We start from the raw sequence: 23,648 nt of genomic DNA, 5'->3' as shown, positions 1-23,648 counted from the left end.
ACAATAATCACATTGCGGGGGTTGCCGTGGGTCAGCACCGATTGCGGAGTCATTGCCATGAGTGAGGCTTTATCTCTGATTCCAAGCTGGTTTGACACAACCTTCATGGGGCATGGCCACTGTTACCTCTGGCGTTCTGACCTGGTGGTTCTGCATACGGTCTCCGATACTCTCATCGCCGCTTCTTATTTCACGATCCCTGTTGCTCTATACGTGCTGTTGCATAAGCGCAAAGACCTCGAATACGACTGGATGTTCGTGCTGTTTGCGCTGTTTATCTTTTGCTGTGGGCTGACCCATTTGATGGCGGTTTACAATGTCTGGAACGGGGCTTACTACGTCTCCGGAGGGCTTAAGGCATTAACTGCCTTGGTCTCCCTGCTGACTGCAGCCCTCATCTGGCCGCTCATTCCCAAAGCCGTTTCGCTCCCGCGTCCCGCGGAACTGCAGGCTGCCAACCATGAGTTGCAGGCCGAAATTGCCCTTCGGCTCAGCTCTGAGCAGAGCCTCGAAAAAGCCCATGTTGAGTTGAAGGGACGTATTGAGGAGTTGACGCGCACCAAGCTGCGGCTGGAGCAAGAAATCGAGCAGCGGTCCCGCCTGGAAAGACAACAGTTGGAGCAGACGCGGGCATTGACGCGGTCAAACGAAGATCTCGAACAGTTCGCCTTCATCGCTTCCCATGACCTTCGGGAGCCTTTGCGTAAGCTGCTGGCATTCACTCAGATGCTTATGTCCGGTAAGTACGGAGAATTTAACGAAAAAGGCGAACAATTCGTGCGCTACATTCGAGAGGCTGCGGAGCGTATGGACGCGCTGCTGAACAGCTTGCTTGGCTACAGTCGCATCAGTACCAGTCGGGAGGGGCATGAGAACGTTAATCTTGCACGAATCGTCGATGAAGCCTGTCGGGATTTGCAGCTGCGCATCGACGAAACCGGCGCTACGATTCAGGTGGACGATCTGTGTCGGGTTCACGGCGACCCGGCACAGCTTCGACAGCTGATCCAGAATCTCTTGAGTAACTCACTCAAATATTGTTCCCCGGAAACTCCTCCGGTGATTAGCGTTGTCGCGCGACCGAATGAAGCCTCCGGGCGTTGCGAGGTCATCGTGTCAGACAACGGAATTGGATTCGATATGGCCTACGGAGAGCAGATCTTCGAAGTGTTTAAGCGGCTGCATGGCAGGGGAGAGTACGAAGGTACCGGGATGGGGCTCGCTATTTGCCGCAAGATTGTAGAGCGCCATGGCGGACGTATTACCGCACAAGGTTCTGAGGGGGAAGGCGCGCAGTTTCGGTTTGATCTGCCGCTTGCCGCTGAACCAGGAGGCAGTGCATGAAAATTGTTCCAGTTCTGATGGCCGATGATGACTCTGTTGATCAGTTACTAACCAAAGAGGCCTTTGAAGAGGCAAAAGCGCTCAACCCCCTTTTCTTTGTCAATGACGGCGTTGAGTTGATGAAGTACCTCAGGCGTGAGCCTCCTTACACCGATGAGTCTCGTTACCCAATGCCTGGCCTTATTCTTCTGGATCTGAATATGCCAAAGAAGGATGGAAGGGAGTGTCTCGCTGAAATACGGGCGGACCCTCAGTTCAGGCATCTACCCGTCATCGTTATGACGACATCCAGCAGGGAAGAGGAAGTCTTTAGCAGCTACGATCTGGGGGCTAATTCGTTCATTACCAAGCCCGTGGAGTTTGAGAAGCTGGTGACCCAGGTAAAGGCGTTAAATGCTTACTGGTGTTCTATTGTGGAATTGCCGAATGGATAACGTAAAGCGAACCATCCGAGTGAGCGTGGTAGAGGATGACCCTGCGGACTTTCTTATCCTTGATGAGATGCTTCTTGACTCAAGCCGATTCAGGTTCCAGGTGTCTCATATCAGCACAATCGATGAAGCACGACCGCAATTGTTGGCCCCCGAGTGCGATGTGTTTTTGGTTGATTATTTTCTGGGGCGCGAAACGGCTCGTGACCTCTTGTTGGAAGCCAGGAAGCTGCACTGCACCGTGCCCATTATTGTTTTGACGGGGGCGAACTCGCAAAAACTGGATGACGAAGTTCTTGAGCTCGGTGCCGCAGATTTTCTGCCTAAAGAGGAACTCAGTTTACCCTTGCTGGAGCGGACCATCGGTCACGCGATGCGGCACAAGCGCGCTGAGCTTGAGCTGGAGAGGATGGTCAAGCGAGATCCGCTGACTGGCTTGGGCAATCGGCTTCTGTTTGAAGAAATTCTCGAAAGTTCACTGTCACGATGCAAGCGCTCGGGCTCCAGTCTAGCGGTGCTGTTCATGGATCTTGATCGCTTCAAGGAAATCAATGATTCACTGGGTCACCCGACAGGTGATCTTCTGTTGGTCTTGATATCCGACCGCTTGAGGTCCGTGATTCGGGAGGCTGATTTCATTGCCCGGATTGGCGGTGACGAATTCACTATCCTGATAGACGACCTTCACAGCGCCAGCGATGCTCTGGCGGTCGCTCAAAAGATCGTTTCGGCGGTGTCTCATCCCTCTCCGGTTGGCGGGCACGAACTTAACGTATCTGCCAGCATCGGTTTGGCGTTGTATCCTGAAAATGGCGATACGCCAATCAAGCTGATGCAGAAAGCTGATCTCGCTCTTTACGAAGCAAAGCGAAGGGGATTGAGCAAGGTTCAGTGTTTTACCACGAATCTCCAGACTCAGCTGGAAAAACATCTTTCTATTGAAAAAGGTCTGAGACACGCTCTGGAGCATGATCAGTTCGAATTATACCTCCAACCACAGTGGGAGCTGAAAGATCGAAAAGTGCTCGGTTTCGAAGCGTTGCTGCGCTGGCGTTGCGGGACCAGTGGGGCGGTGACTCCAGACGAGTTCATTCCCGTCGCTGAGAAGACCGGCCTAATCGTGCCCATTGGTGAATGGGTGATTTTCAAGGCGTGTCAGTACCTGAAGGAGTGGCAGGCGATGGGGATAGAAAACTGTCGGATAGCGATTAATGTATCCCCCCTGCAGCTCAGGGCTGGCAGATTCGTTGACGCTCTTGAGTCCATCGCTTCGGCCGAGGGGATCGGTACCGATCTTATCGAGGTCGAGATAACCGAAGAAAGCCTGCTGGACGGAGTAGAGGAACACGGGCGTGTGCCCAAAGAATTGAGCCGATTACGAGAGCTGGGCATCAAGATAGCGATCGATGACTTTGGAACCGGCTATTCTTCCTTGCGTTACTTGCGGCAGTTCCCGGTGGACGTCGTCAAGATCGATAAGAGCTTCGTGTCCTCCGATCAGGACGCGCTGATGGAACCGGAAATATGCAGAGCCATTGTGACCATGGCTGAGTCGCTGGGAATGGATGTTGTCGCTGAGGGTATTGAAACGCAGGTTCAGCTGGCCACATTGCAAAAGATGGGATGTCCGCTTGGTCAAGGCTACCTGGTAGCTCGGCCCCTTCCCTTTGAGGCGGCCACCCGGTGGGCACTGGTGGGGCGAGCAAGCCCTGCTTGATAAACAGCACGGCGTAAAGTGCTCTGGAGGGATCATGCTGTTGTCACACCAAAGAATGTTGAATGTGTGGTTGATCGCTGCGGGCCATGAGGGTGAAAACCTTGAGGAGGCTTTGCGTATGCATTCGCTGGGTCATAACCTGAAAGTTTTGGCGAATGATGCCGAGTTTAACGAGTTGGCTGAAGGCCTTGGGGGAGAGTTCACTCGATACCCCCATCTGCTGATGTACCTGATTCGGGACAATGCCCATGAGGCGGACGGCTGGTTAGAGGGGCTCAAGGCCATGGAGGGGTTAAGGCAGGTGCCCGTTATCGTGTTTTATGCAGACCCGGTGAAACCGAACGCCAGACGACTCTATGCACTGGGTGCCGCCTCCGTGATACGCGTCCCCATGAGATTCGAGGGGCTGGTTGAGATCATGCGAATCATTGAGGCTTATTGGTTTAATATTGTGTTAACACCGGAAATTGCCTCGAAGAACTGACCTGCCGGCCATTAACAGATCCGAATGTTCTTCTCAGGAATTCAGGCGTGATGCGGCGTGAAGGCCGCTTGAAACTGCTTCATTCACCTCACGAATAAGCTTCACTCGCAATTTCGATTGCTGTTACGGGATTCCCCGACTAGTTTTTAGCGCAGACATCTGGTGCGAAGTTGCGCCGATGCGCCGCAAAATTCTTAAAACAGCGACGGAAAACGCGATGAAAAAACTACTGACAGCTTTTGTTGGTTCCATGGCCCTGGCCGCCGCCCCGGTAGCGATGTCTGCCGAGGCGAACAAGGAACTGAAAATGGCGTACGACGCCGACCCGGTCACGCTCGACATTCACGAGCAGCTTTCCGGCGGTATTCTGCAGCTTTCTCATATGACCTTTGATCCCCTGGTTCGCTGGAATAAAGAGCTGGGTTTTGATGGTCGTCTGGCGGAAAGCTGGGAGCGAATTGACGAAAACACCATGCGCTTCAAGCTGCGCGAAGGCGTTAAGTTTCATTCAGGCAATGAACTGACTACCAAAGATGTCCAGTTCACCTTCAACCGCCTGAAGCAGAGCCAGGATTTCAAAGCCATCTTCAAGCCGTTCAGTGGCATCAATGTCATTGACGACTACACCTTCGAGCTGGTCACCAGCGAGCCTTACCCGCTGCTGCTGAACACCGCGACTTACATTTTCCCGCTCGATAGCGAGTTCTACAGTGGCAAGACCGAAGACGGCCAGGCCAAAGACGCCATCGTCAAACACGGCAAGTCTTTTGCCTCCACCAACATGTCCGGTACCGGCCCGTTCACCGTGGCCAGCCGTCAGCAGGGCGTGCGTGTGGAATTCGAGCGCTTTGACGACTATTGGGACACTGAGTCTCCGGGTAACGTTGGCAAGATCGTGCTGACCCCGATCAAAGAGAACAACACCCGTGTATCTGCGCTGTTGTCCGGTGGTGTTGATTTCGTGGCACCGGTTCCGCCGACCGATCTCGAGCGTATCCGCAACGACAAGAACTCCGCGCTGGTTACCATGAGCGGCACCCGCATCATCCTGTTCCACATGAACCAGGAGCGGGTTGAAGCGTTCAAGAATCCGAAGGTGCGTCAGGCCATCGCTCACGCCATCAACCAGGAGGGCATCGCAGCCAAGATCATGAAGGGCTTCGCGACTCCGGCCGCACAGATGTCGCCGGAAGGCTACCAGGGCCACAACCCGTCTCTGGCACCGCGCTTCGATGTGGCCAAGGCCCAGGAGCTGATGAAGGAAGCCGGCTACGAAGACGGTTTCACCATCACCATGATGGCCCCGAACAACCGCTACGTGAACGATGCCAAGATCGCCCAAGCGGTTGCCGCCATGCTGGCGCGCATCAACATCACTGTGGACCTGAAGACTCTGCCCAAGGCCCAGTACTGGCCGGAGTATGACAACCGCGCTGCCGACATGATGATGATCGGCTGGCACGCGGATACTGAAGATTCCGCCAACTTCTTCGAGTTCCTGACCTTCTGCCCGGATGCCGACAGCGGTTCTGGCCAGTACAACGCCGGCAACTACTGCAACCCGGAGCTCGACGCCCTGGTTGAAAAGGCCAACGTTGAAACTGACCTGGACAAGCGTGCCGCGATGCTGCAGGAAGTTGAGCAGCGTCTGTACGACGAAGCTGCCTTCATCCCGCTTCATTGGCAGGACCTGGCCTGGGCCAGCAAGAAGAACGTCCAGATCGAGCCGATCCTGAACGTGATGAACTTCCCGTACCTGGGTGACCTGGTCGTTGAGTAATCGCTTCTGAGGTCGGGCCGGTGTCGGGGCGTCCCGGCGCCGGCCTTTTATTTGAAGCACGCTTTTTAGCAAATTCTGGAATTTATCCATGTTAGCGTTTTTGGTTCAGCGGATATCCCAAGCAATACTGGTCATGTTTGTGATCAGTGTGATTGCGTTTGCCATCCAGGATGGTCTGGGCGATCCCCTTCAGCAGATGGTTGGTATGTCGGTCTCCGAAGAGGAGCGCGAAGCCATCCGGGACGAAATGGGTCTGAACGATCCCTTGGTGGTCCAGTACCTGCGGTTTGCCGGTAATGCCGTTCAGGGTGATCTGGGCATTTCCTACTTCTACGGCAAGCCGACACTGGACGTCATTCTCGAGCATCTGCCGGCAACTTTGGAGCTGGCCATTGGCGCCAGTCTGATCATCCTGTTTTTCTCGGTGCCCATTGGCGTCTACGCCGCCATCCGGCCCCAGGCATTACTCTCCAAATTTTTTATGGGGGTTAGCACCGTCGGGATCTCCATCCCGGTCTTCCTGACCGCCATTGTCCTGATTCAGCTGTTCTCCATTGGTGTCACCGTGGACCTTTTCCCTGCCGATACCGGCTGGGGCCAGAACCTGAACAGCGCGCTGTCGACCGAAGGTGGTTTGCCGTCCTACGGCCGCGGTGACGAGTTGACTCACCTGTTCGGCACCTGGCACTCCGGGTTCTTCTCCCAGGGCGGCCTGTTGCACCTGATTCTGCCGGCCATTTCCCTGGCCTCCATCATGCTGCCGCTATTTATCCGGCTGATCCGGGCGGAGATGATGGAAGTGCTGCAGAGCGATTACGTGCGCTATGCCCGGGCCAAAGGCCTGCAGCCGGGACGCATCAACTTCCTGCACGCGCTGAAAAACACCATGCTGCCGGTTATCACCGTGGGCGGTGTCCAGATTGGCACCATGGTGGCGTACACCATCCTCACCGAAACGGTCTTCCAATGGCCGGGTGTCGGGTTGATGTTCCTCGAAGCCATCACCCGCAGTGATATTCCATTGATCGTGGCCTACCTGATGGTGGTGGGACTGATTTTCGTGATTACCAACACCATCGTGGACCTGATCTACGGCCTGGTGAACCCGACGGTAAAACTGACAGGTAAGAAAGCATGACGACGGCGACGATTTCACGCTGGGATCGCTTTCGCGACTCCTTCCTCTGGTACAGCTTCAAGCGCGACAAGATTGCCATTGTGAGCTTTCTGGTGCTGGTGCTGATGGTGGCCGCGGCGGTCTTCGCGCCCTTGCTGGCGCCCACCGATCCCTACGATCTGGCACAGATCAACATCATGAACTCGGAGCTGCCGCCGGTGGGCATGAGCGGGGCCGATGCGGCCTTTCCGCTGGGCACCGATGCTCAGGGCCGTGACATGCTGTCCACCATTCTCTACGGCACTCGGGTATCCCTGCTGATCGGCTTTGGCGCCGTGGTGCTGCAGGCCGTGCTCGGTATTCTGTTCGGCCTGCTGGCCGGTTACCTGGGTGGCCGGGTGGATTCCATCCTGATGCGCATCGCCGATGTGCAGCTGTCGTTCTCCACCCTGATGGTCGCCATCATTGTCGGCGCGGTGTTCAAGGCCAGCTTCGGCAACCTGATGTTTGGTGAGATCGCCATCTACATGCTGATCTTCATCATCGGCGTGGCCGAGTGGCCCCAGATCGCCCGGACGGTGCGTGCCTCGGTGCTGGCGGAGAAGAAAAAAGAGTATGTCGATGCCGCCAAGGTCATGGGCTTCGGCACCCGGCGCATCATGTTCCGGCACATTCTGCCCAACACCCTGTCGCCGATTTTCGTCATCGCCACGGTGCAGATCGCCAACGCCATCATCTCCGAGGCGGCGCTGTCGTTCCTCGGCCTGGGCATGCCGGAAACCCAGCCATCCCTGGGCTCGCTGATCAAATCCGGCTTTGATTACATCCAGAGTGGTTCCTGGTGGATCACCCTGATTCCCGGCCTGGTGCTGGTGGTACTCGTGTTGGTCATCAACCTGTTGGGTGACTGGTTGCGGGATGTCATGAATCCACGGCTGTACAAGGGGTAAGTCATGGCACTTCTGGAAGTAAAAGATCTTGATGTTCGCTTTGCCGTGCGCGGCGGCGACCTGACCGCCCTGCGTGGTATCAGCTTTAGCCTGGATAAGGGCGAGCGCCTGGGGTTGGTGGGCGAATCCGGTGCCGGTAAATCCGTGGCCGCGTTCTCCATCCTCAACCTGATCGCCCGGCCCGGTTACATTGCCGGCGGCCAGATTTTGTTCGAGGGCAAGGATCTGGCGGCCATGAGCGAGCGCGAGCTGCGCAAGATTCGCGGCAACCGTATCGCGATGATTTTTCAGGATCCGATGATGACCCTGAACCCGGTGCTGTCGATCGGCACCCAGATGGTGGAAGCCATCAAGGCGCATCGGCGCATCAGTACCAAAGACGCCCGGGCCATTGCCCTGAGCAAGCTCAACAAGGTGCAGATCCCGTCGCCGGAAAAGCGCCTGGACCAGTACCCGCACGAGCTGTCAGGTGGCATGCGCCAGCGGGTGATCATTGCTATCGCGCTGTTGCTGGACCCGGAAATCATCATCGCCGACGAGCCGACCACCGCACTGGATGTCACCATTCAGGCGGAAATTATGGCGTTGCTGCTGGAGCTGTGTGAGCAGGACAACGTCGCGCTGATGCTGATCACCCACGATCTGGGTGTCGTGTCTCAGGTCACCCAGCGCATGCTGGTGATGTATTCGGGCCGGATTATCGAGCAGGGCTCAACCCGGGAAATCATCAACGATGCCCAGCACCCGTATACCCAGGGCCTGATCAACGCACTGCCGCAGATGGGCCAGCCGGGTGAACGGCTGTTCCAGATTCCGGGTTCTATGCCGTCCTTGAAAAATGTCCCCACCGGCTGCCCGTTCCATCCACGCTGCAAGTTCGCCACCGAGCAGTGCAAGCGCACCATGCCCGAGTATGTGCGGTCGGGGAATGTGGATGTGGCCTGTTACGAAGTCAGTAATCTTATTGAGCAGGAGAAACACATGCAGGAGTCGGAACAATGACCTCACCAACCCCACTGGTCGACATTCGCGGGCTGGAGAAGAGGTTTGACCTGTCCGGCAGCCTGCTGGAACAGATCTCGTTCAAGAATGGCCGTTTCCATCGCAAACAAGAGGCGGTGCACGCCATCAATGGCGTGGATCTGCAGGTACAGAAAGGCGAAGCCCTGTGTGTGGTCGGCGAGTCCGGCTGCGGCAAGTCCACGGTCGCGCGCACGGTGATGGGTTTGTTGTCGCCCAGTGGCGGCGAGATCTACTACGACGGCGAGCGCATCGACAATCTGGACGGCAAAGAGGTACTGCCATACCGCCGCAAGATGCAGATGATTTTCCAGAATCCCTATGCCTCGCTGAACCCGCGGATGACCATCCAGCAAACCCTGGAAGAGCCGATCCGTTTCCACCACCCGGATTGGGATACCGACCGGGTGAAGGAAAAGGTCAGTGAGGTGATGCAGTCCGTGGGTATTGACCCGGACTGGGGCAGCCGCTTCGGCCACGAATTCTCCGGCGGTCAGCGTCAGCGTATCGCCATCGCAAGGGCGCTGGCAGTAGATCCGGAGTTCATCGTGGCGGACGAGCCGATTTCGGCACTGGACGTGTCCATTCAGGCCCAGGTGCTGAACCTGCTGATGGACGCCCAGGAGAAGCGCAACCTGACCTACCTGTTCATCACCCACGATCTGGCCGTGGTGGAGCATTTTGGTACCCGGGTGGCGGTCATGTACCTGGGCCGGGTGTGCGAGCTGGCGGACACCAAGACCCTGTTCAGCACTCCGCGCCACCCGTACACCCAGGCACTGTTGTCGGCCATTCCAAAGCTGGAAGATGACCGGCCCAACCACATCCGCCTGCAGGGCGAAGTGCCGACACCGGTGAATTTGCCGTCGGGCTGTGTTTTCCATGGTCGCTGCCCCTACGCCAACGAGCGTTGCCGGCAGGAGATCCCGCAGCTGATCGCCACCGATGAAGGTGCGCAGGTGGCTTGCCACGCGGTGGAAGAAGGGCGGTTGTAACGGGGGTGCCGGGATAAGCTATGATGCCCGTCATATTTTATTGCCCCTCCCGGTGACCCCATGGAAATACGCTGGTTAGAAGACTTTATGGCGCTGGCCCGAACGCGTCATTTCTCACGTGCTGCCGAGTTGCAGCACGTGAGCCAGCCTACGTTTAGCCGACGCATCAAGCTCCTCGAAGAAGCCATGGGCGCAACGCTGATCAATCGCCAGACCTTGCCGTTGTCCCTGACCCCGGCAGGGGAGGCGTTTATCGAGTTGTGTGAACGGGTGACCCGGGACGTTCGCGACACCCGCGACCGGATCCACGATCTGGAAGCCGAAGCCTCGGCCCGCATCAGTGTTGGCTCTACCCAGGGCCTGTTCTCCCATTTCTATCAGCAGTGGGCCCAGAAAGTGGGGCTTGCCGAGCGCCTGCAACTGAACCTGAAAGCCACCAACTGGGTTGGTGAGCAGTTTTTGGATGCGCTCGATAATGGCGAATGTGATCTGGTGCTGTGTTACTGGCACCAGGACCTGCCCTGGGGTGAGCGGCTCGATCCGCAACGTTATGAATTCATCACCCTGGCCCGGGAATTCCTGGTGCCGGTGAGTGTGGCCGATGAAGCCGGGCAGCCCAGATATCCGCTGCCAGGTACCGCCGAGCAGCCGGTTCCGTTGATTGCCTACCACCCGCGCGGGTTCCTGCAATCAGCGATTGAGGCCCATCTGAGCCGCAGTAAAGTCTCGGCGAACCTGCTGCCACTGAACGAAAATACTCAGTCCGCCAGTATCAAGGCCCTGGTCAAACAGGGATTTGGAATGGGCTGGCTACCCCAGCGCATAACTGAAAAGAGCGAGCAGTTTGGCAGTCTGGCACGGGCCGGCGATGACCAATGGGATGTGCCTTTGGAAATCCGTTTGATCCGACTGCGCCAGCCCCGCTCTGACGACCTATTAACCCTTTGGACAACTCTGGAAAGCCAACATGCCTGAGACCGAGATCCTGTCCCTTCAGATTGATCACATCCTGACCCTGCAGCAGCGCTATGAACAAGCCCTGAAGACACACGGATACGACAGCCTGCTGATCAGCTCCGGTGCCGCCCCCATGCGTTACGGCGACGATCAGTCGTGGCAGTTCCAGGGCTACGGCCCGTTCCTGCATTGGACCGGACTGGCGGGCCAGGAGCACAGCTGGTTGCTGATTCGCCCGGGCCAGACCCCGTTACTGTGGCTGTACCAGCCGGTCGACTTCTGGCACGCCAATTTGGAATTGCCGGATGAGCCCTGGCAGAAGGCTGTGGAGGTACGGTTCAGTGAAGGCCGGAGCGCGCCGTCGATGGAAAAGTCGGGCAAGCTGGCGGTGATCGGTGATCCGGCCGGACTGGCCGACGTGCCGGGCGAGCATAACCCGGCACTGCTGCTGGCGGCCCTGGACGAAACCCGGGTGCGCAAGACACCTTACGAAATTGCCTGTCTCGCCCGCGCCAACGAAATTGCCGTGCGCGGACACCGGGCCGCCGGTGACGCATTCCTGGCCGGTGGCAGCGAGTTCGACATCAGCCTGGCTTACCAGCAGGCCACCGGGCAGCGCGAGGCCGAGGCGCCATACCACAGCATCATCGGAGTTAATGAACACGCCGGCACCCTGCATTACCAGTATTACGACACCCAGGCACCAGAGCGCCCCCGCAGCCTGCTGATTGACGCCGGCGTGCGCTTTCGGGGCTACTGTTCGGACATTACCCGAACCACACCGGCACCCGGTGAGGGGCGATTCGCCGCCCTGGTGCAGGGGTTGGAGCAGCTGCAGAATCGCCTGTGCGAAATGGTGGCGCCCGGTGTGGACTACGCCGCCATCCACCGTAAAACCCACCAGGGTCTCGCCGCGCTGTTGAACGCGGCTGGCCTGGTATCCGGGCTGGACGACGAAGCCTTGGTAGAGCAGGGCGTTACCCGCGCCTTCTTTCCCCACGGCATTGGCCATTTCCTGGGCATCCAGGTGCACGATGTCGCCGGCAAGCTTGAGGCGTCCCCGGCCGATGCGCCCTTCCTGCGCCTGACCCGCACCCTGGAAGAGGGCATGGTGGTGACCATCGAGCCTGGTCTGTACATCATTCCCTCGCTGCTGGACCCGCTGTTGAGCGGGCCGCTTGGGAAACACTTCGATCATGAGGTGATTGATGATTTGCGGGGCTGCGGTGGCATTCGCATCGAGGATAACGTGGTGGTGACCGCTGACGGTGCCCGCAATCTGACCCGCGAGGTGGGTGGCTGAAACGTCCGGTTGCACAAAATTAACGCAATGGGGTTGTAATTCTAGACGCAAATAACAATAATTATCACTCACTTTATTGTCGTCAGTGAGAGAGCCCTATGTACGTGTGCCTTTGTCACGGTGTCACCGACCGAGAAATCCGCGAAGCGGCCGAGAATGGCGTTACTTCCATGCGCCAGCTGGGTAAGGAAATGGGTGTCGGCACGCAGTGTGGCCGCTGCGCCACGACCGCGCGTGAGATCCTGAGAGAAGCGGCAACCCCGGACTACCTGTCGTTGGCGAACCTGTTGGCACAACCGGCCTAGGCATCACCAGACACTACCCGCCCTCACTGGAGCCGGCCGCCCTGGCCGGCTTTGTTGCAATTGGTTCCCGCCTGCAATTTTTTATTACCGCATAACCGGCTATCCTTGAACACCATATTCACCCGTTTTAAAGGAGCCCGGTCATGAAAGGCGACAAGAAAGTCATCCAGTACCTGAACAAGGTGCTTTGCAACGAGCTTACTGCCATCAACCAGTACTTTCTGCACTCGCGCATGTACAAGGACTGGGGCCTCACCAAACTGGCCGACAAGGAATACGAAGAATCCATCGACGAGATGAAACACGCTGATCAATTGATCGAGCGCATCCTGTTTCTGGAAGGGCTGCCTAACCTGCAGGACCTCAACAAGCTGTTGATCGGTGAGAACGTTGAGGAAATGATCGCCTGCGATCTGAAAATCGAGCACACCGCCCACGTGGACCTGAAAGAGGCCATCGCCTACTGTGAACAGGTGCAGGATTACGGCAGCCGACAGCTGTTCCGTAGCATCCTCGATAGCGAAGAAGAGCACATTGACTGGCTGGAAACCCAGCAAGAGCTGATCGCTCAGATGGGCATTCAGAACTACGTTCAACTGCAATCATCCGCCGCGGAGTAAAACCTGACAATGGACCTGTCTTGTTTCAAAGCTTATGACCTGCGGGGCCGGGTGCCGGACCAACTGAATCCGGCCCTTGCCGAGCGTATTGGTCGCGCCTATGTGGAAATCACCGGTGCGAAGAAGGTGATCGTCGGATACGACATCCGTTTGTCCAGCCCGGACATCGCCGAAGCCCTGAGTTCCGGGCTGATGGCCGCTGGCGCCGACGTCTTCGACATTGGCCTGTGTGGCACGGAGATGGTGTATTTCGCCACCAGCCATTACGACATGGACGGTGGCATCATGGTTACCGCCAGCCACAACCCGAAAGACCACAACGGCATGAAAATGGTCGGGCCGCAGTCCCGCCCCATCAGCTCCGATAATGGCCTGAACGACATTCGTGATCGCGTGCTTGAGCCGTTCACCGATGCGCCTACACTGGGTCGTCACGAGCCGCTGGAAGCGATGAGTGCCTACATCGACCATCTGTTGGGTTACGTAGATGCAGCCGCCCTCAAGCCCATGACCATCGCGGTTAACGCAGGCAACGGCGGGGCAGGGCTGGTGATCGACGAGCTGGAACAGCACCTGCCGTTCGAGTTCGTGAAAGTGCACCACCAGCCGGATGGCCACTTCCCCAACGGTGTACCTAACCCGATCCTGCCGGAAAACCGTTCTGCGACGGCGGATGCCGTCATCGCTGAGGGCGCGGCCATGGGTATTGCCTGGGATGGCGATTACGACCGCTGTTTCTTCTTCGACGAGAACGGCCGGTTTATCGAGGGTTATTACATCGTTGGCCTGTTGGCCGACCAGTTCCTGCGCAAGACCGGCGGTGGCAAGGTCATCCACGACCCACGCCTGACCTGGAACACCCTGGATCTGGTGGCAGCAGCGGGTGGCGAAGCCATCGAAAGCAAAACTGGCCACGCCTTCATCAAGCAACGCATGCGCGACGAAGACGCGGTGTACGGCGGCGAAATGAGTGCGCACCACTACTTCCGGGATTTCGCCTACTGCGACAGCGGCATGATCCCCTGGCTGCTGGTTGCCGAGCGCCTGTGCCAGTCCGGTCAGACCCTGTCATCCCTGATCGATGCCCGCATTGAAGCCTACCCGGCCAGCGGCGAGATTAACCGCACCATCGCCGATCCAGCCAAGGTAATCGCCGCCATCGAAGCCAAATACAGCGTCGGTGCGAAAAGCGTCAGCCACGTCGACGGTGTCAGCATCGAATTTGATCACTGGCGCTTTAACCTGCGGATGTCGAACACCGAACCGGTGGTAAGGCTGAACGTGGAATCACGGGCGGATATCCCGCTGATGGAAGCGAAAACCGAAGAGTTGCTGGCGGAAATGGAACGGCTGAATCAGTAAACCTGGTTTGCGGAAGCGAGGTAAATAGCCTTGGCGGGTTTTGCAAAAGGCTCGCAGGGCAAGCGGGCAAGGCCCTCTGAAACTGTGCGGAGCCAAGGATGGCGAAGCTCAAGCGTCACATGGATGTGCTTGAGCGGGTTTCAGAGGGCCTTGGTCGCTTGCCCAAACTCCCAAGCAAACAATCAGAGCCAGTCGTTCAGCATAATCCCGATACCAAACCGCTCAGTGCGCTCGTTGTAGTCAATCAGACTCTCCCCATACCCGTTGTAGTACTGGAAAAAGCCCTTCACGGAATCCCCCATCGGGAAGCTGTACCCAAACTCCACCGACGTTTTGTTATTCGACCTCAGGTTGTTCATCAGGTTCAGTGAAAGCGTGCGATCTTCCCTCAGCTTGTAAACCGCCGTGTAGTTGGCGTGGCCCAGATAGCGCTGGATGTCCTCGTTGTCATCCTCGTCACCGTCCGGAATCCGATACCAGGGCTGGATGATGAACAGCCAGCGGTCGTAGCTGTAGGCAGCTGACGCAGTAACCCGGTTCCAGCTCCGGGAGCGGGGTTCTGATTGACCATTGGACTGATGATTGAAGCCGAACGTGACCGCGTTCAGGGTGCCCTTGCCGATCTTGAAATCGGTCTGATAGCGCAGGAAAAGCTCCGGCTCGTAGTTGGTCTCCCGGAAGGGTGCGGAATCGTCTCGGTTGTACACCTGCCAGAACGACTTCTGGGTGTAGCCGAACCACATGGTGGTACGGTCGTCGAGCATGCCGGTGAGCAGCGGCACCTTGAAGCTGATCTGGTATTTGACCTCTTCCCGCTCCAGATCGTAATCGTAATCCGAGGCGCCCAGGCGCGGACTGGTCGGGCTGGAGTTGGGATCTTTCACCCAGGTAAGCGGCAGAATATAGGTAGGCTTGTAACCGACAAAGCTGCCGGAGAATGAGAACACCGCCTTCTCCGCAGCAATGTAGCGGTCGACAATGGTGGTCATCACACCTTCATTGCTATCGCCATCCCCAGCCACATCGTTCACTACGGTTTCCCGGGAGGGTAGAGTCTTATCGGCCTCCTGCTCAACCTGCTTAACCTTTTCCGGCTCGGCATTCTGCCGTGCCTTGCCCGGGTCCAGGACTCGGTCGTAACAGGCCAGTCGGCGCACACCGTTCTCGATCAGCGCGCATTCTTCCGCGGTGAGCGGCTCAGGTTGGGCGTTGTTGTCCCCGGAATCGGTACCCTCGGCACTGGCGGTGCCAGAAACCAGGGCCAGACCAAAAGCCGTTAAAGCAGAGATGCGTGCACGCATTTTAGGATCCTTAGCTGGCGTTGAGACTGAACCAGGTGTTGGCGATGCCGTATACCCAAACACTGATTAGAGTAACCGCCAGCAAAGAAAAAATGACCTTGTGGCGAAACCGGTTAGCAGTATCGGCAGCTGCTACCCAGCGCAAGTACATCAGTCCAATGAAGCTCAGAAACACACCCAGGCTTGCCATGGCGGGTATCAGCAGCCAAGCTGCGTCCAGTGTGCCGCCATCACCGGTGTGGCTTGAGAACCAGCCCATGGAGGCCAGCAAAATAGCCAGGGCGGTGAATTCGGCGATCAGTAAAGGTTTACGCAACGGGTGGCGTGAAGGGGTGTCGGGCTGGGACATGGAGCGATTCCTGAAATCCTGAGTTAAAAGCGTCACTATGGTAGCCGGAACGCTGGCAAAACGCTGTTTGATTTACGAAATGGCAATGAAAACGGTTGAGTTCAGGCAAGGATTCCGCAGTTTGGTTTTTTTGCCCGGGTTCAGTCGCTATAATGCGGACATCAAAGATTATAACGCTCTAATGCGAGGTGCATTGTGAAGATGAAGAGAGTCCTGGCCGTCGTGCTGCTTGGTTTCGGCCTTACCGCCGGTGCCGTGATGGCAAATGTTGAAGATGAAATTCGTTCACGCATCGCGCCGGTTGGCGAAGTATGCATGCAGGGTGACGAGTGTGGTGCCGCTGCGGCGCCAACCCAGACTGCCAGCTCGGGCCCTCGCCCTGGCCCGGAAGTGTATGACGCCGTGTGCATGGCGTGTCACACCACCGGTGCCGCCGGCGCACCCAAGAAGGGTGATGCCGCAGCCTGGGCCCCTCGCATCGACAAGGGCATGGAAACCCTGATCAGCCACGCGGTCAATGGCTTCAATGCCATGCCGGCAAAAGGTGGTTGTGCCAGCTGCCCGGATGAAGAAATCGCCAACGCGGTTGAGTATCTGGTGTCAGAGAGCAAGTAAGCTGCTGTTCGGTAGAAATGAAGAGCCCCCGCAAAGCGGGGGCTTTTTTGTGCAATATCGAAAAGCCGGTGGTGTTACGGGAAGGTCTTGAAGGTCAGTTCGCCCGCGATGTGACGGATCGAGGCGGACTCGGAAGCAGGTTTGACCGGAATACGCCACTGCGCAAATTCTCCGGCGTCGCCGTGGGCGTCCTGCAGGGCATTGAGCCGGGGGTCAAGCCAGCCAAAACTGCCGGAATTGGACAGAGTGATCCAGGTTCCGGAGTCTCCCGCGGCGTTAGCCACACCCTGGGTGGCGCTTGGCAGTGCTTGCCAACTGGTGCTGCCGGTATGGGCTTCGACCCGGTTCTTGCTGAACCGGAGGAAGTCCTCGCCTTCGGTGCCCAGTATGGTAATCGGCGCATCGCCCCGGTAGCTGAGCATGATGCCGGGCCTGGGGGCGTCCAGGATGAGAGTACTGAGTCCCGGAATGCCCGGTTGCTCGGTGATGCTGGCCTTAACCACGCCAGACGGAATGTTGTCTGCGTCAGGCGCGCCGTGCGCCCCTGCCAGTCCGGAGACTGACAGAGACATCAGGCCGAACAGCACCAGAGCGGCGGGAGTGCCGGTTCTGGATAGTTCGAAGTTCATAAAGCCAACCCCTCTCGTTACAGGATGTCGACCGTGGACTCGATAACGCCGTCAATAGTCACGGTGTTATCGGCAACCTGTGTCGGCGCCATGCACTCGAGACCATGGTTAACAACGCTGATCGGGGCTGACACTGAAGGAACCCGACCTTCCGGTGTGTCTTTGCTCACGAACAGCATGTACTCGCCCGCTGGCACCACATTGTGGTTGTCCGGCATCCGCAGAGTCATCTTGTTGCCCTTGGTTTCCTCGATGATGAGTTCAACGGCGCGCTGGTCGCCATCGATCAGGTGCGTCATCACCGTGCGGCGAATCAGCATGGCCTTGTCGATGTTGTCGGCATTGCCGTCGAGCTTGACCCGGAAGCGATCGCCGACGGTCAGGCTGCGCGGAGCGCTCTTGATTTCAGGGCGATCATTGCGCATGGCATAGGGCGGTGTGTAAATCTCAAAGCTTGGATCACGGCCGTCGTAGGGGGCCAGTCCGAAATCTTCCAGATTAATAAATGACAGATAGGCGGTGTTGATCGGCGAGTGACCGGCAATCATCACACGGCCGTCGTCCATCAGAACCGCGGTGTTGTGGTAGGTGCGGGACTGGTTGGCCATAGCCATTTCCGTCCAGGTACTGGTTTCCGGATCAAAACGCTCGGCGGTCCGGATCGGGCCTTCCAGGCCGGGTGCGGCAACACCGTCGCGGTCACCACCGCTAAATACCATAACGCTGCCATCCGGCATCAGCACATTGGTGCCGTACCAGCGAGGCTGGTTCAGCGGTCCGGTCAGGCGCGATTCGTAATCAATCTGGTCGCCGTTGGTGCTGATGGTATCGATCCGGCTCTGCGCGATGGGCACGTAGCCGCCCGGGTTGGTGAGCAGACCATAGCTGGGCACGCCACCGGCGGTCAGCAGTTCCACGTCGGTGTATTCACCGTTCGCGTTCGGCTTCAGCGGCAGCATGGTGGATGAGGTGGAACCGCGCATGCCACCGGCAATGGCCATCTGCAGACTCTCTTCAGAGGCGGTTACGGTCACGCTGGTTTCGCGCAGCTCAGACGGACTGCGTACCACACCACCCAACAACTCAGCCGCCTGTTCCAGGGAACCGTTGGTGATGTTCAGGGTGCTGCTCAGTTGACCCAGGCCATTCTCATCCAGACGCAGGGGCAGACCGGCGTAGCCGATGTCGTTCCAGCGCTGGGTGTCCGGGTTGTAGCTGGCGACAATGTTCCACAGCGCCTGGTCGTAACCCTGGCCGAACGGGTTAAAGGCCTGGCCGCCGGCGTTATACAGCACGTGGCCGTTGGGCAGCAGGTGCATGCGCGGGTACAGCGGCAGTGAACGGTCCGCAGTTGACGGGTTTAGCTGCCATTCGCCGGCACAGGGGTTATAGGTTTCGGTCTGAACCACGTTGCGACCGCTGTTAATCGGGTCCTCCGGGTAAACCGGCTTGAGCAGCTTGGTGACGCCGCTGGCCACAAACACGTTGCCGTTACCCATGGTCACCAGGGAAGGGTACCAGCGGCCGTAAGTCATGTCGCCGCTTTGGGTCCAGGTGTTGGACTCTTCGTCGTAGATTCGTGAGTTCTTGATGCCTTCCAGTTCCACCACACCCACGGGCGCGCCATCAATGCCAGGCTCGGAATAGTAGTCGGTACCACCAACCGCCAGCACGTTGCCGTTGGCCAGGCCGATGACGTCGGAGCAGAACAGCGCGCCATCGTTTTTGTCGGTGTTATCGGCAGTATCGATAACGCCGTCCAATGGGGTGTTGTTCAACAGGGTTTCGCTGTCGTTGCCGTCCGGGTTGGCACCGGCGCGGAGTGGGGCGGGTTTGATCCAGCTCGGGGCATCATCTTCGTCCAGAGCCAGCACGCGGCTCTGATCATTGATGGAGACTTCGCCAAATTCTCCAACAATGGAGGTTTCGACGTTTTCAGTGCCTTCCAGGGCGTTCAGGTACAGTATTCGGCCGTCTTTCAGCAGGGCCATGGTGCCGGCGGCGGGTTTGCACTCCAGTTCACCCTCGGCATTTTCGACACACTTCTCGTCGGTGGTGACAGTCTCTCCGTCGACAACGATGGTGGGCTCGGCAAACGGAGAGCCAAAAACGCCCGTTGGTGAATAATTGGCTTTAAAAACCGGTTTCTGGTTCGCGCCTGAGTTATCGCTGGAGCTGATGTTTGTCGTGACCGGCGCAGATGAATCGTCACTCTCCTCGCCGCCGCAGGCTGTAAAAAGAAGGACGGAGCTGACGGCCAGAAGAAGTCGTGAACGGGTAATTACGGGCCGATATTCGATCTGTCTAGCGATTCTCATTTTGCTCTCCTGGAGTCTCATTGTTGTGGGAGGAAGCTGATTTCCTATTTACCCACGAGTCAGGAGTTAAAATGGTTGCTTTAGAAGTTTGTCAAATCAGGCCCCAAGATCTCCGAGCAGGGCACTGAGGGTGGCCTTGCCCTTTTTCTGGTTGGCCTCGACGTCGAGATCGCCCTGGCCTTCCCACTTCAGATCCTCGTCCGGAAGCTCGTCTAGGAACCGGCTGGGAATGGTTTCGATCTTTTCCCCGTATTGGCGGCGTGCGGCGGCGTAGGTCAGGGTCAGGGTTTCCCGAGCCCGGGTGATGCCGACGTACATCAGCCGGCGTTCCTCTTCGATGTTACCTTCTTCGATGCTGCTGCGGTGCGGCAGTATTTCTTCTTCCAGCCCCATGATAAACACGTGGGGGAACTCCAGACCCTTGGAAGCGTGCAGGGTCAGCAGCTGAACTTTGTCGCTGTCGTCGTCTTCCTCGCGCTGTTCCATCATGTCGCGCAGGATGAGTTTGGTGATGGCGTCCTCGATGCCGAGTTCGTCCGCGGTACCCTTGCCGTCATCCAGCATGCGCTGGATCGACTCCACCAGGTACCAGATGTTTTCCATCCGGCGTTCGGCCTGTTTCGGGGTGCCCGAGTGCTGGTGCAGCCACTCCTCGTACTCGATGTCGGTGAACAGCTGCTTGATCACCGGAATCGGGTCCTCGCCGTGCAGGCGCTCGCAGGTAGCATCGACCCAATGGGCAAAGCGGCGCAGTCGGTCGAGGCCTTTCTCGGTGACGTGGGTTTCCGCACCCATGTCGCCCAGGGACTTGAACAGGCTGACATTGCGAGCTCGGGCATAGTGGCTTAATTGTTCAAGGGTGCGGGGGCCGATTTCCCGGCGCGGTACGTTGACCACCCGGAGGAACGCAGCGTCGTCGTCCGGGTTGATCAGCAGGCGCAGGTAGGACATGGCGTCCTTGATCTCGTTCTTGGAGAAAAACGACTGGCCGCCGGAGATCCGGTAGGGAATCTGGTAGGCCTGCAGTTTCATCTCCAGAAGACGAGCCTGGTGGTTGCCGCGATAGAGCACGGCAAAATCCCGGAACTCCAGTCCCTTCTTCAGTTTCTGATCGAGGATCTCGGTGGCGACCCGCTCGGTCTCGGCGTCTTCGCTGCGACAGCGGACGATCCGGATTTCCTCACCGATGGTGTGATCACTCCACAGGGCTTTCTCGAATACGTGCGGGTTGTTGGCGATCACCGTGTTGGCGCTTCGCAGGATGCGGCCGGTGGAGCGGTAGTTCTGCTCCAGTTTGACGATCTTCAGGCTGGGAAAGTCTTCCTTTAACTGTTCCAGGTTTTCCGGTCGGGCGCCACGCCAGGCATAGATCGACTGGTCGTCGTCACCGACCACGGTAAACGCGGCCCGCTCGGCGACCAGCAGCTTGACCAGCTCGTACTGGCAGACGTTGGTGTCCTGATACTCGTCCACCAGCATGTAGCGGATCTTGCGTCGCCATTTCTCCAGCACTTCCGGGTTGCTGCGGAACAGTTGCACCGGCAGCAGAATCAGGTCGTCGAAATCAACCGCATTGTAGGCCTTCAGATATTCGTTATACTTCTTATAAATCAGTGCAATGCGTTGTTCTCGTTCGTCTGCGGCCTTGCTCAGGGTCTCGCTCGGGCTGCGCAGGGCGTTCTTCCAGGATGAGATGGTCATCTGGACGTCGTTCAGTTCGTCACCGGCATCGGTACTGCCCTCGTGGAGCATCAGGTCCTGCAGCAGGGCTTTGGCGTCTTCGGCATCGAAGATCGAGAAGCCGGGGTAGTAACCCAGGTGCATGTGCTCTTCCCGGATCATGTTCAGACCCAGGTTGTGAAAGGTGGAGACGATCAGGCCCCGGGTGAGTTTGCGGTCGACGATGCGCCCGACCCGCTCCTTCATTTCCCGGGCGGCCTTGTTGGTAAAGGTCACGGCGGCAATGTGACGGCCGGGAATGCCCAGTTGTTCAATCAGATAGGCGATCTTCCGGGTGATAACACTGGTTTTGCCACTGCCGGCGCCGGCCAGAACCAACAGGGGGCCGTTGGCGTAGCGTACCGCTTCACTTTGTCTCGGATTGAGCTTGTTCACAAATAAGGGGCCAGAATTGGACAAAAGGGGACTATCGGACGTTTGGTGTATTCTACACCAGCAGGACTTTCTGTACCTTGGCCATGTATCGTCTATCCTACATGGGTCGGATTCGGACGCTCACGCAACCATGGATTCTGCTAAATGACGCTTCCCCTGGAAATGATACGGCGAAGTCAGCTTCGGCTGTTGCTCCTCATTCCGGACTATTCCGACTATCTGTGGCTGCATGATTACCTCTCTCGGGATCGCGAATTCGAACCTGACATCATCTGGTGCCCGGATCTGGTGGATTGTGATGATCTGATTCACAACGCCAGCTTTGACGTCATTATCTGGGACTGCGTATTTCACGGCGGCTCAGAGCCGGCTTTCCTGCAATACCTGGCTGTGGCCAGCAACGAGAAACCGGTACTGGCCCTGAGTGCCGAACCGGCCGACGAGCGTGCGTCGGAACTCCTGGCGGTCGGGGCGGATGACTACCTGTGCCGGCAAACCCTGGATCACTGGAGCTTGTGCCGGGCGGTTAAGAGTCTCTGGTACCGGAGCCAGCTGTCCGAGTCGTCACACGCCCAGCTCGGCAGCGCGGTCGCCACCGGCTTTATCAACCGGGATCTGTTCTTTGATCGTCTGGAACAATCGTTGTTACGAGCCGAGCGGGGCGAGCATAGACTGGCATTGCTGCACCTGAATATTGACGATTTCCGCAGTATCAACGAATCCTTCGGCTATCAGAACGGCGATCAGTTGATGCTGAAGCTGGCTGAACGGCTGCGCCATACCCTCCGGCGGGTAGATTCGCTGATGCGCATTGGTGGCGATGAACTGGCCATCATTATCGAACAGGTCGAGGAATCCCTCGATGTTGCGCACATTATCCGGAAAGTGATCGGCGCCCTGGATGAGCCCATCACCGTGGGCGGTCAGGTCATTGGGGTGAGCGCCAGCGTTGGCGTGGCGACCTACCCGGAGTCCGGTGACAATGCCGAGAACCTGCTCCGGCGGGCCAACCGCGCCACGTTCGAAGCCAAGCGGGAGCCGGGCTCCAGCTACCGGTTCTATGATCATCAGCTGCACATCTCCGCCGGTCACCAGCTTCGGCTGGAGGGGGATCTGCGCCATGCGCTGCGGGGCCGGGAGCTTGAGTTGTATTACCAGCCCCGGATCGATCTGGCCACCGACGAAGTGCGCGGTGTCGAGTGCCTGTTGCGCTGGAACCATCCGGAGCGAGGTCTGGTCGGGCCCGACGAGTTCATACCGGTGGCAGAACGCAGTGGCCTGATAGTGCCGATCGGTTACTGGGTAATCGAGCAGGCCTGCCAAAGGCTCAGGGAGTCTGCGGATCTTGGTTTCCCGGGGCTGGTGTTTGCAGTGAATTTGTCGTTTCGCCAGTTTCACGACCGCAAGATGACCGAGACCATTTTTCGGATCATTTTCAACGCCAATGTCGATACCAGCCTGCTGGAGCTGGAGCTCACTGAAAGTGCCATGATGCACGATCTGGACTACGCCCAGCGCTGCCTGCGGGAACTCAATCAACTGGGTATCAGCTTCGCGCTGGACGATTTTGGCACCGGGTTCTCATCGCTCAGTAACCTGCAGCACCTGCCCATTTCCCTGGTGAAAATCGACAAGTCGTTCATTCAGGCGCTGGGCCACTCCGCGGACGCCGAACACATCATTCGCGCCATTATTAGCCTGGCCCACAGCCTGCAGATCAGCGTGGTTGCCGAGGGCGTGGAAACCGAGGGACAGCTGGAGTTCCTGCGCGACCAGCACTGTGATGAGATCCAGGGTTACTATTACGCCCGGCCCATGCCGTGGAAGGACCTGGTGCAATTTCTGCGCAACCGCGGACAGGCCGCTTGCCTGCAAAGATAAGCCGCTGTACCTTTCCTCCTTTAATTCGATACCGATTCTACTGAGCAGAGGTTGC

Annotated in this window: 21 protein-coding genes; 16 read left to right on the top strand and 5 right to left on the bottom strand. The window is 57.8% G+C overall.

Features of this window, described 5'->3' with window-relative positions:
- Positions 1 to 57: 57 nt before the first annotated feature.
- The 14 genes from FGO67_RS00765 (at position 58) to FGO67_RS00700 (ending at position 14,385) form a co-directional block, all read left to right on the top strand.
- Positions 58 to 1,344, top strand: a complete 1,287-nt coding sequence (locus tag FGO67_RS00765; RefSeq protein ID WP_203298839.1) for a sensor histidine kinase — start codon at positions 58 to 60, stop codon at positions 1,342 to 1,344.
- Positions 1,341 to 1,778, top strand: a complete 438-nt coding sequence (locus FGO67_RS00760; RefSeq protein WP_203298838.1) for a response regulator — start codon at positions 1,341 to 1,343, stop codon at positions 1,776 to 1,778. Before FGO67_RS00765 ends, FGO67_RS00760 begins: the two co-directional genes overlap by 4 nt.
- The gene (locus FGO67_RS00755) at positions 1,771 to 3,492 is read left to right on the top strand and encodes a putative bifunctional diguanylate cyclase/phosphodiesterase (RefSeq protein WP_203298837.1); all 1,722 of its coding nucleotides are present in this window, start codon (positions 1,771 to 1,773) and stop codon (positions 3,490 to 3,492) included. The genes FGO67_RS00760 and FGO67_RS00755 overlap by 8 nt, the downstream gene beginning before the upstream one ends.
- 34 nt (positions 3,493 to 3,526) lie before the next feature.
- Positions 3,527 to 3,976 (top strand): response regulator, encoded by a 450-nt coding sequence (locus FGO67_RS00750; protein ID WP_203298836.1) that lies wholly within the window; start codon positions 3,527 to 3,529, stop codon positions 3,974 to 3,976.
- Between the two features lie 217 nt (positions 3,977 to 4,193).
- Positions 4,194 to 5,756 carry an ABC transporter substrate-binding protein gene (locus FGO67_RS00745; protein ID WP_203298835.1) on the top strand — a complete coding sequence of 521 codons (1,563 nt, stop codon included), beginning with the start codon at positions 4,194 to 4,196 and terminating at the stop codon, positions 5,754 to 5,756.
- A gap of 88 nt (positions 5,757 to 5,844) precedes the next feature.
- A complete protein-coding gene (locus FGO67_RS00740) occupies positions 5,845 to 6,894 on the top strand; it encodes an ABC transporter permease (protein WP_203298834.1) in 1,050 nt (349 codons plus the stop codon).
- Entirely contained in the window at positions 6,891 to 7,823 is a 933-nt protein-coding gene (locus tag FGO67_RS00735) for an ABC transporter permease (RefSeq protein WP_138440246.1), read from the top strand. The genes FGO67_RS00740 and FGO67_RS00735 overlap by 4 nt, the downstream gene beginning before the upstream one ends.
- A 3-nt stretch (positions 7,824 to 7,826) precedes the next feature.
- Complete coding sequence (locus tag FGO67_RS00730) at positions 7,827 to 8,825, top strand: ABC transporter ATP-binding protein (protein WP_203298833.1); 999 nt, start codon at positions 7,827 to 7,829, stop codon at positions 8,823 to 8,825.
- Positions 8,822 to 9,838, top strand: a complete 1,017-nt coding sequence (locus tag FGO67_RS00725; RefSeq protein ID WP_203298832.1) for an ABC transporter ATP-binding protein — start codon at positions 8,822 to 8,824, stop codon at positions 9,836 to 9,838. The genes FGO67_RS00730 and FGO67_RS00725 overlap by 4 nt, the downstream gene beginning before the upstream one ends.
- Before the next feature lie 60 nt (positions 9,839 to 9,898).
- Positions 9,899 to 10,813, top strand: coding sequence for a LysR family transcriptional regulator (locus tag FGO67_RS00720; protein WP_203298831.1), 915 nt, complete (start codon positions 9,899 to 9,901; stop codon positions 10,811 to 10,813).
- Positions 10,806 to 12,098, top strand: a complete 1,293-nt coding sequence (gene pepQ / locus FGO67_RS00715) for a Xaa-Pro dipeptidase (protein ID WP_203298830.1) — start codon at positions 10,806 to 10,808, stop codon at positions 12,096 to 12,098. Before FGO67_RS00720 ends, pepQ begins: the two co-directional genes overlap by 8 nt.
- A 98-nt stretch (positions 12,099 to 12,196) precedes the next feature.
- Positions 12,197 to 12,403, top strand: a complete 207-nt coding sequence (locus FGO67_RS00710; RefSeq protein ID WP_203298829.1) for a bacterioferritin-associated ferredoxin — start codon at positions 12,197 to 12,199, stop codon at positions 12,401 to 12,403.
- Positions 12,404 to 12,546: 143 nt separating this feature from the next.
- The gene (gene bfr / locus FGO67_RS00705) at positions 12,547 to 13,023 is read left to right on the top strand and encodes a bacterioferritin (RefSeq protein ID WP_203298828.1); all 477 of its coding nucleotides are present in this window, start codon (positions 12,547 to 12,549) and stop codon (positions 13,021 to 13,023) included.
- A 9-nt stretch (positions 13,024 to 13,032) separates the two neighbouring features.
- Entirely contained in the window at positions 13,033 to 14,385 is a 1,353-nt protein-coding gene (locus FGO67_RS00700; protein ID WP_203298827.1) for a phosphohexomutase domain-containing protein, read from the top strand.
- A gap of 182 nt (positions 14,386 to 14,567) precedes the next feature.
- Here the strand turns inward: FGO67_RS00700 and FGO67_RS00695 are convergent, their stop codons facing one another.
- Positions 14,568 to 15,686 (bottom strand): phospholipase A, encoded by a 1,119-nt coding sequence (locus tag FGO67_RS00695; RefSeq protein WP_203298826.1) that lies wholly within the window; start codon positions 15,684 to 15,686, stop codon positions 14,568 to 14,570.
- Positions 15,687 to 15,696: 10 nt separating this feature from the next.
- Positions 15,697 to 16,035 carry a hypothetical protein gene (locus FGO67_RS00690; RefSeq protein WP_203298825.1) on the bottom strand — a complete coding sequence of 113 codons (339 nt, stop codon included), beginning with the start codon at positions 16,033 to 16,035 and terminating at the stop codon, positions 15,697 to 15,699.
- Between the two features lie 201 nt (positions 16,036 to 16,236).
- On the opposite strand from FGO67_RS00690, the gene FGO67_RS00685 reads away from it, so the two are divergent.
- Positions 16,237 to 16,650 carry a c-type cytochrome gene (locus tag FGO67_RS00685; RefSeq protein ID WP_203298824.1) on the top strand — a complete coding sequence of 138 codons (414 nt, stop codon included), beginning with the start codon at positions 16,237 to 16,239 and terminating at the stop codon, positions 16,648 to 16,650.
- A gap of 74 nt (positions 16,651 to 16,724) precedes the next feature.
- Here the strand turns inward: FGO67_RS00685 and FGO67_RS00680 are convergent, their stop codons facing one another.
- The 3 genes from FGO67_RS00680 to rep all read right to left on the bottom strand — a co-directional run bounded on the left by FGO67_RS00680 (position 16,725) and on the right by rep (position 21,712).
- A complete protein-coding gene (locus FGO67_RS00680; RefSeq protein ID WP_203298823.1) occupies positions 16,725 to 17,279 on the bottom strand; it encodes a hypothetical protein in 555 nt (184 codons plus the stop codon).
- Between the two features lie 17 nt (positions 17,280 to 17,296).
- Positions 17,297 to 19,597: a galactose oxidase early set domain-containing protein gene (locus FGO67_RS00675; protein WP_238942120.1), complete on the bottom strand. Its 2,301-nt coding sequence runs from the start codon at positions 19,595 to 19,597 to the stop codon at positions 17,297 to 17,299.
- Positions 19,598 to 19,693: 96 nt separating this feature from the next.
- A complete protein-coding gene (gene rep, locus FGO67_RS00670; protein WP_203298822.1) occupies positions 19,694 to 21,712 on the bottom strand; it encodes a DNA helicase Rep in 2,019 nt (672 codons plus the stop codon).
- Between the two features lie 144 nt (positions 21,713 to 21,856).
- Here rep and FGO67_RS00665 point away from each other — a divergent pair, with 144 nt between their 5' ends.
- On the top strand, positions 21,857 to 23,593 hold the full coding sequence (locus tag FGO67_RS00665; protein ID WP_203298821.1) for a GGDEF/EAL domain-containing response regulator: 1,737 nt from the start codon (positions 21,857 to 21,859) through the stop codon (positions 23,591 to 23,593).
- Positions 23,594 to 23,648: the final 55 nt, after the last annotated feature.

It is taken from the genome of Marinobacter sediminum (assembly GCF_016820575.1).
GTDB classification, from domain to species: domain Bacteria; phylum Pseudomonadota; class Gammaproteobacteria; order Pseudomonadales; family Oleiphilaceae; genus Marinobacter; species Marinobacter sediminum.
This window is presented reverse-complemented; position numbering and strand designations above follow the sequence as displayed.

What these genes read in the sequence shown, in the direction of transcription:
- FGO67_RS00760 (WP_203298838.1), top strand. Translation starts at nt 1,341, where the DNA reads ATGAAAATTGTTCCAGTTCTGATGGCCGATGATGACTCTGTTGATCAG.
- FGO67_RS00740 (WP_203298834.1), top strand. Translation starts at nt 5,845, where the DNA reads ATGTTAGCGTTTTTGGTTCAGCGGATATCCCAAGCAATACTGGTCATG.
- FGO67_RS00695 (WP_203298826.1), bottom strand. Translation starts at nt 15,686, where the DNA reads ATGCGTGCACGCATCTCTGCTTTAACGGCTTTTGGTCTGGCCCTGGTT.
- FGO67_RS00765 (WP_203298839.1), top strand. Translation starts at nt 58, where the DNA reads ATGAGTGAGGCTTTATCTCTGATTCCAAGCTGGTTTGACACAACCTTC.
- FGO67_RS00750 (WP_203298836.1), top strand. Translation starts at nt 3,527, where the DNA reads ATGCTGTTGTCACACCAAAGAATGTTGAATGTGTGGTTGATCGCTGCG.
- bfr (WP_203298828.1), top strand. Translation starts at nt 12,547, where the DNA reads ATGAAAGGCGACAAGAAAGTCATCCAGTACCTGAACAAGGTGCTTTGC.
- FGO67_RS00730 (WP_203298833.1), top strand. Translation starts at nt 7,827, where the DNA reads ATGGCACTTCTGGAAGTAAAAGATCTTGATGTTCGCTTTGCCGTGCGC.
- pepQ (WP_203298830.1), top strand. Translation starts at nt 10,806, where the DNA reads ATGCCTGAGACCGAGATCCTGTCCCTTCAGATTGATCACATCCTGACC.
- FGO67_RS00685 (WP_203298824.1), top strand. Translation starts at nt 16,237, where the DNA reads ATGAAGAGAGTCCTGGCCGTCGTGCTGCTTGGTTTCGGCCTTACCGCC.
- FGO67_RS00680 (WP_203298823.1), bottom strand. Translation starts at nt 17,279, where the DNA reads ATGAACTTCGAACTATCCAGAACCGGCACTCCCGCCGCTCTGGTGCTG.
- FGO67_RS00735 (WP_138440246.1), top strand. Translation starts at nt 6,891, where the DNA reads ATGACGACGGCGACGATTTCACGCTGGGATCGCTTTCGCGACTCCTTC.
- FGO67_RS00675 (WP_238942120.1), bottom strand. Translation starts at nt 19,597, where the DNA reads ATGAGAATCGCTAGACAGATCGAATATCGGCCCGTAATTACCCGTTCA.
- FGO67_RS00710 (WP_203298829.1), top strand. Translation starts at nt 12,197, where the DNA reads ATGTACGTGTGCCTTTGTCACGGTGTCACCGACCGAGAAATCCGCGAA.
- FGO67_RS00725 (WP_203298832.1), top strand. Translation starts at nt 8,822, where the DNA reads ATGACCTCACCAACCCCACTGGTCGACATTCGCGGGCTGGAGAAGAGG.
- FGO67_RS00755 (WP_203298837.1), top strand. Translation starts at nt 1,771, where the DNA reads ATGGATAACGTAAAGCGAACCATCCGAGTGAGCGTGGTAGAGGATGAC.
- FGO67_RS00665 (WP_203298821.1), top strand. Translation starts at nt 21,857, where the DNA reads ATGACGCTTCCCCTGGAAATGATACGGCGAAGTCAGCTTCGGCTGTTG.
- FGO67_RS00690 (WP_203298825.1), bottom strand. Translation starts at nt 16,035, where the DNA reads ATGTCCCAGCCCGACACCCCTTCACGCCACCCGTTGCGTAAACCTTTA.
- FGO67_RS00720 (WP_203298831.1), top strand. Translation starts at nt 9,899, where the DNA reads ATGGAAATACGCTGGTTAGAAGACTTTATGGCGCTGGCCCGAACGCGT.
- FGO67_RS00700 (WP_203298827.1), top strand. Translation starts at nt 13,033, where the DNA reads ATGGACCTGTCTTGTTTCAAAGCTTATGACCTGCGGGGCCGGGTGCCG.
- FGO67_RS00745 (WP_203298835.1), top strand. Translation starts at nt 4,194, where the DNA reads ATGAAAAAACTACTGACAGCTTTTGTTGGTTCCATGGCCCTGGCCGCC.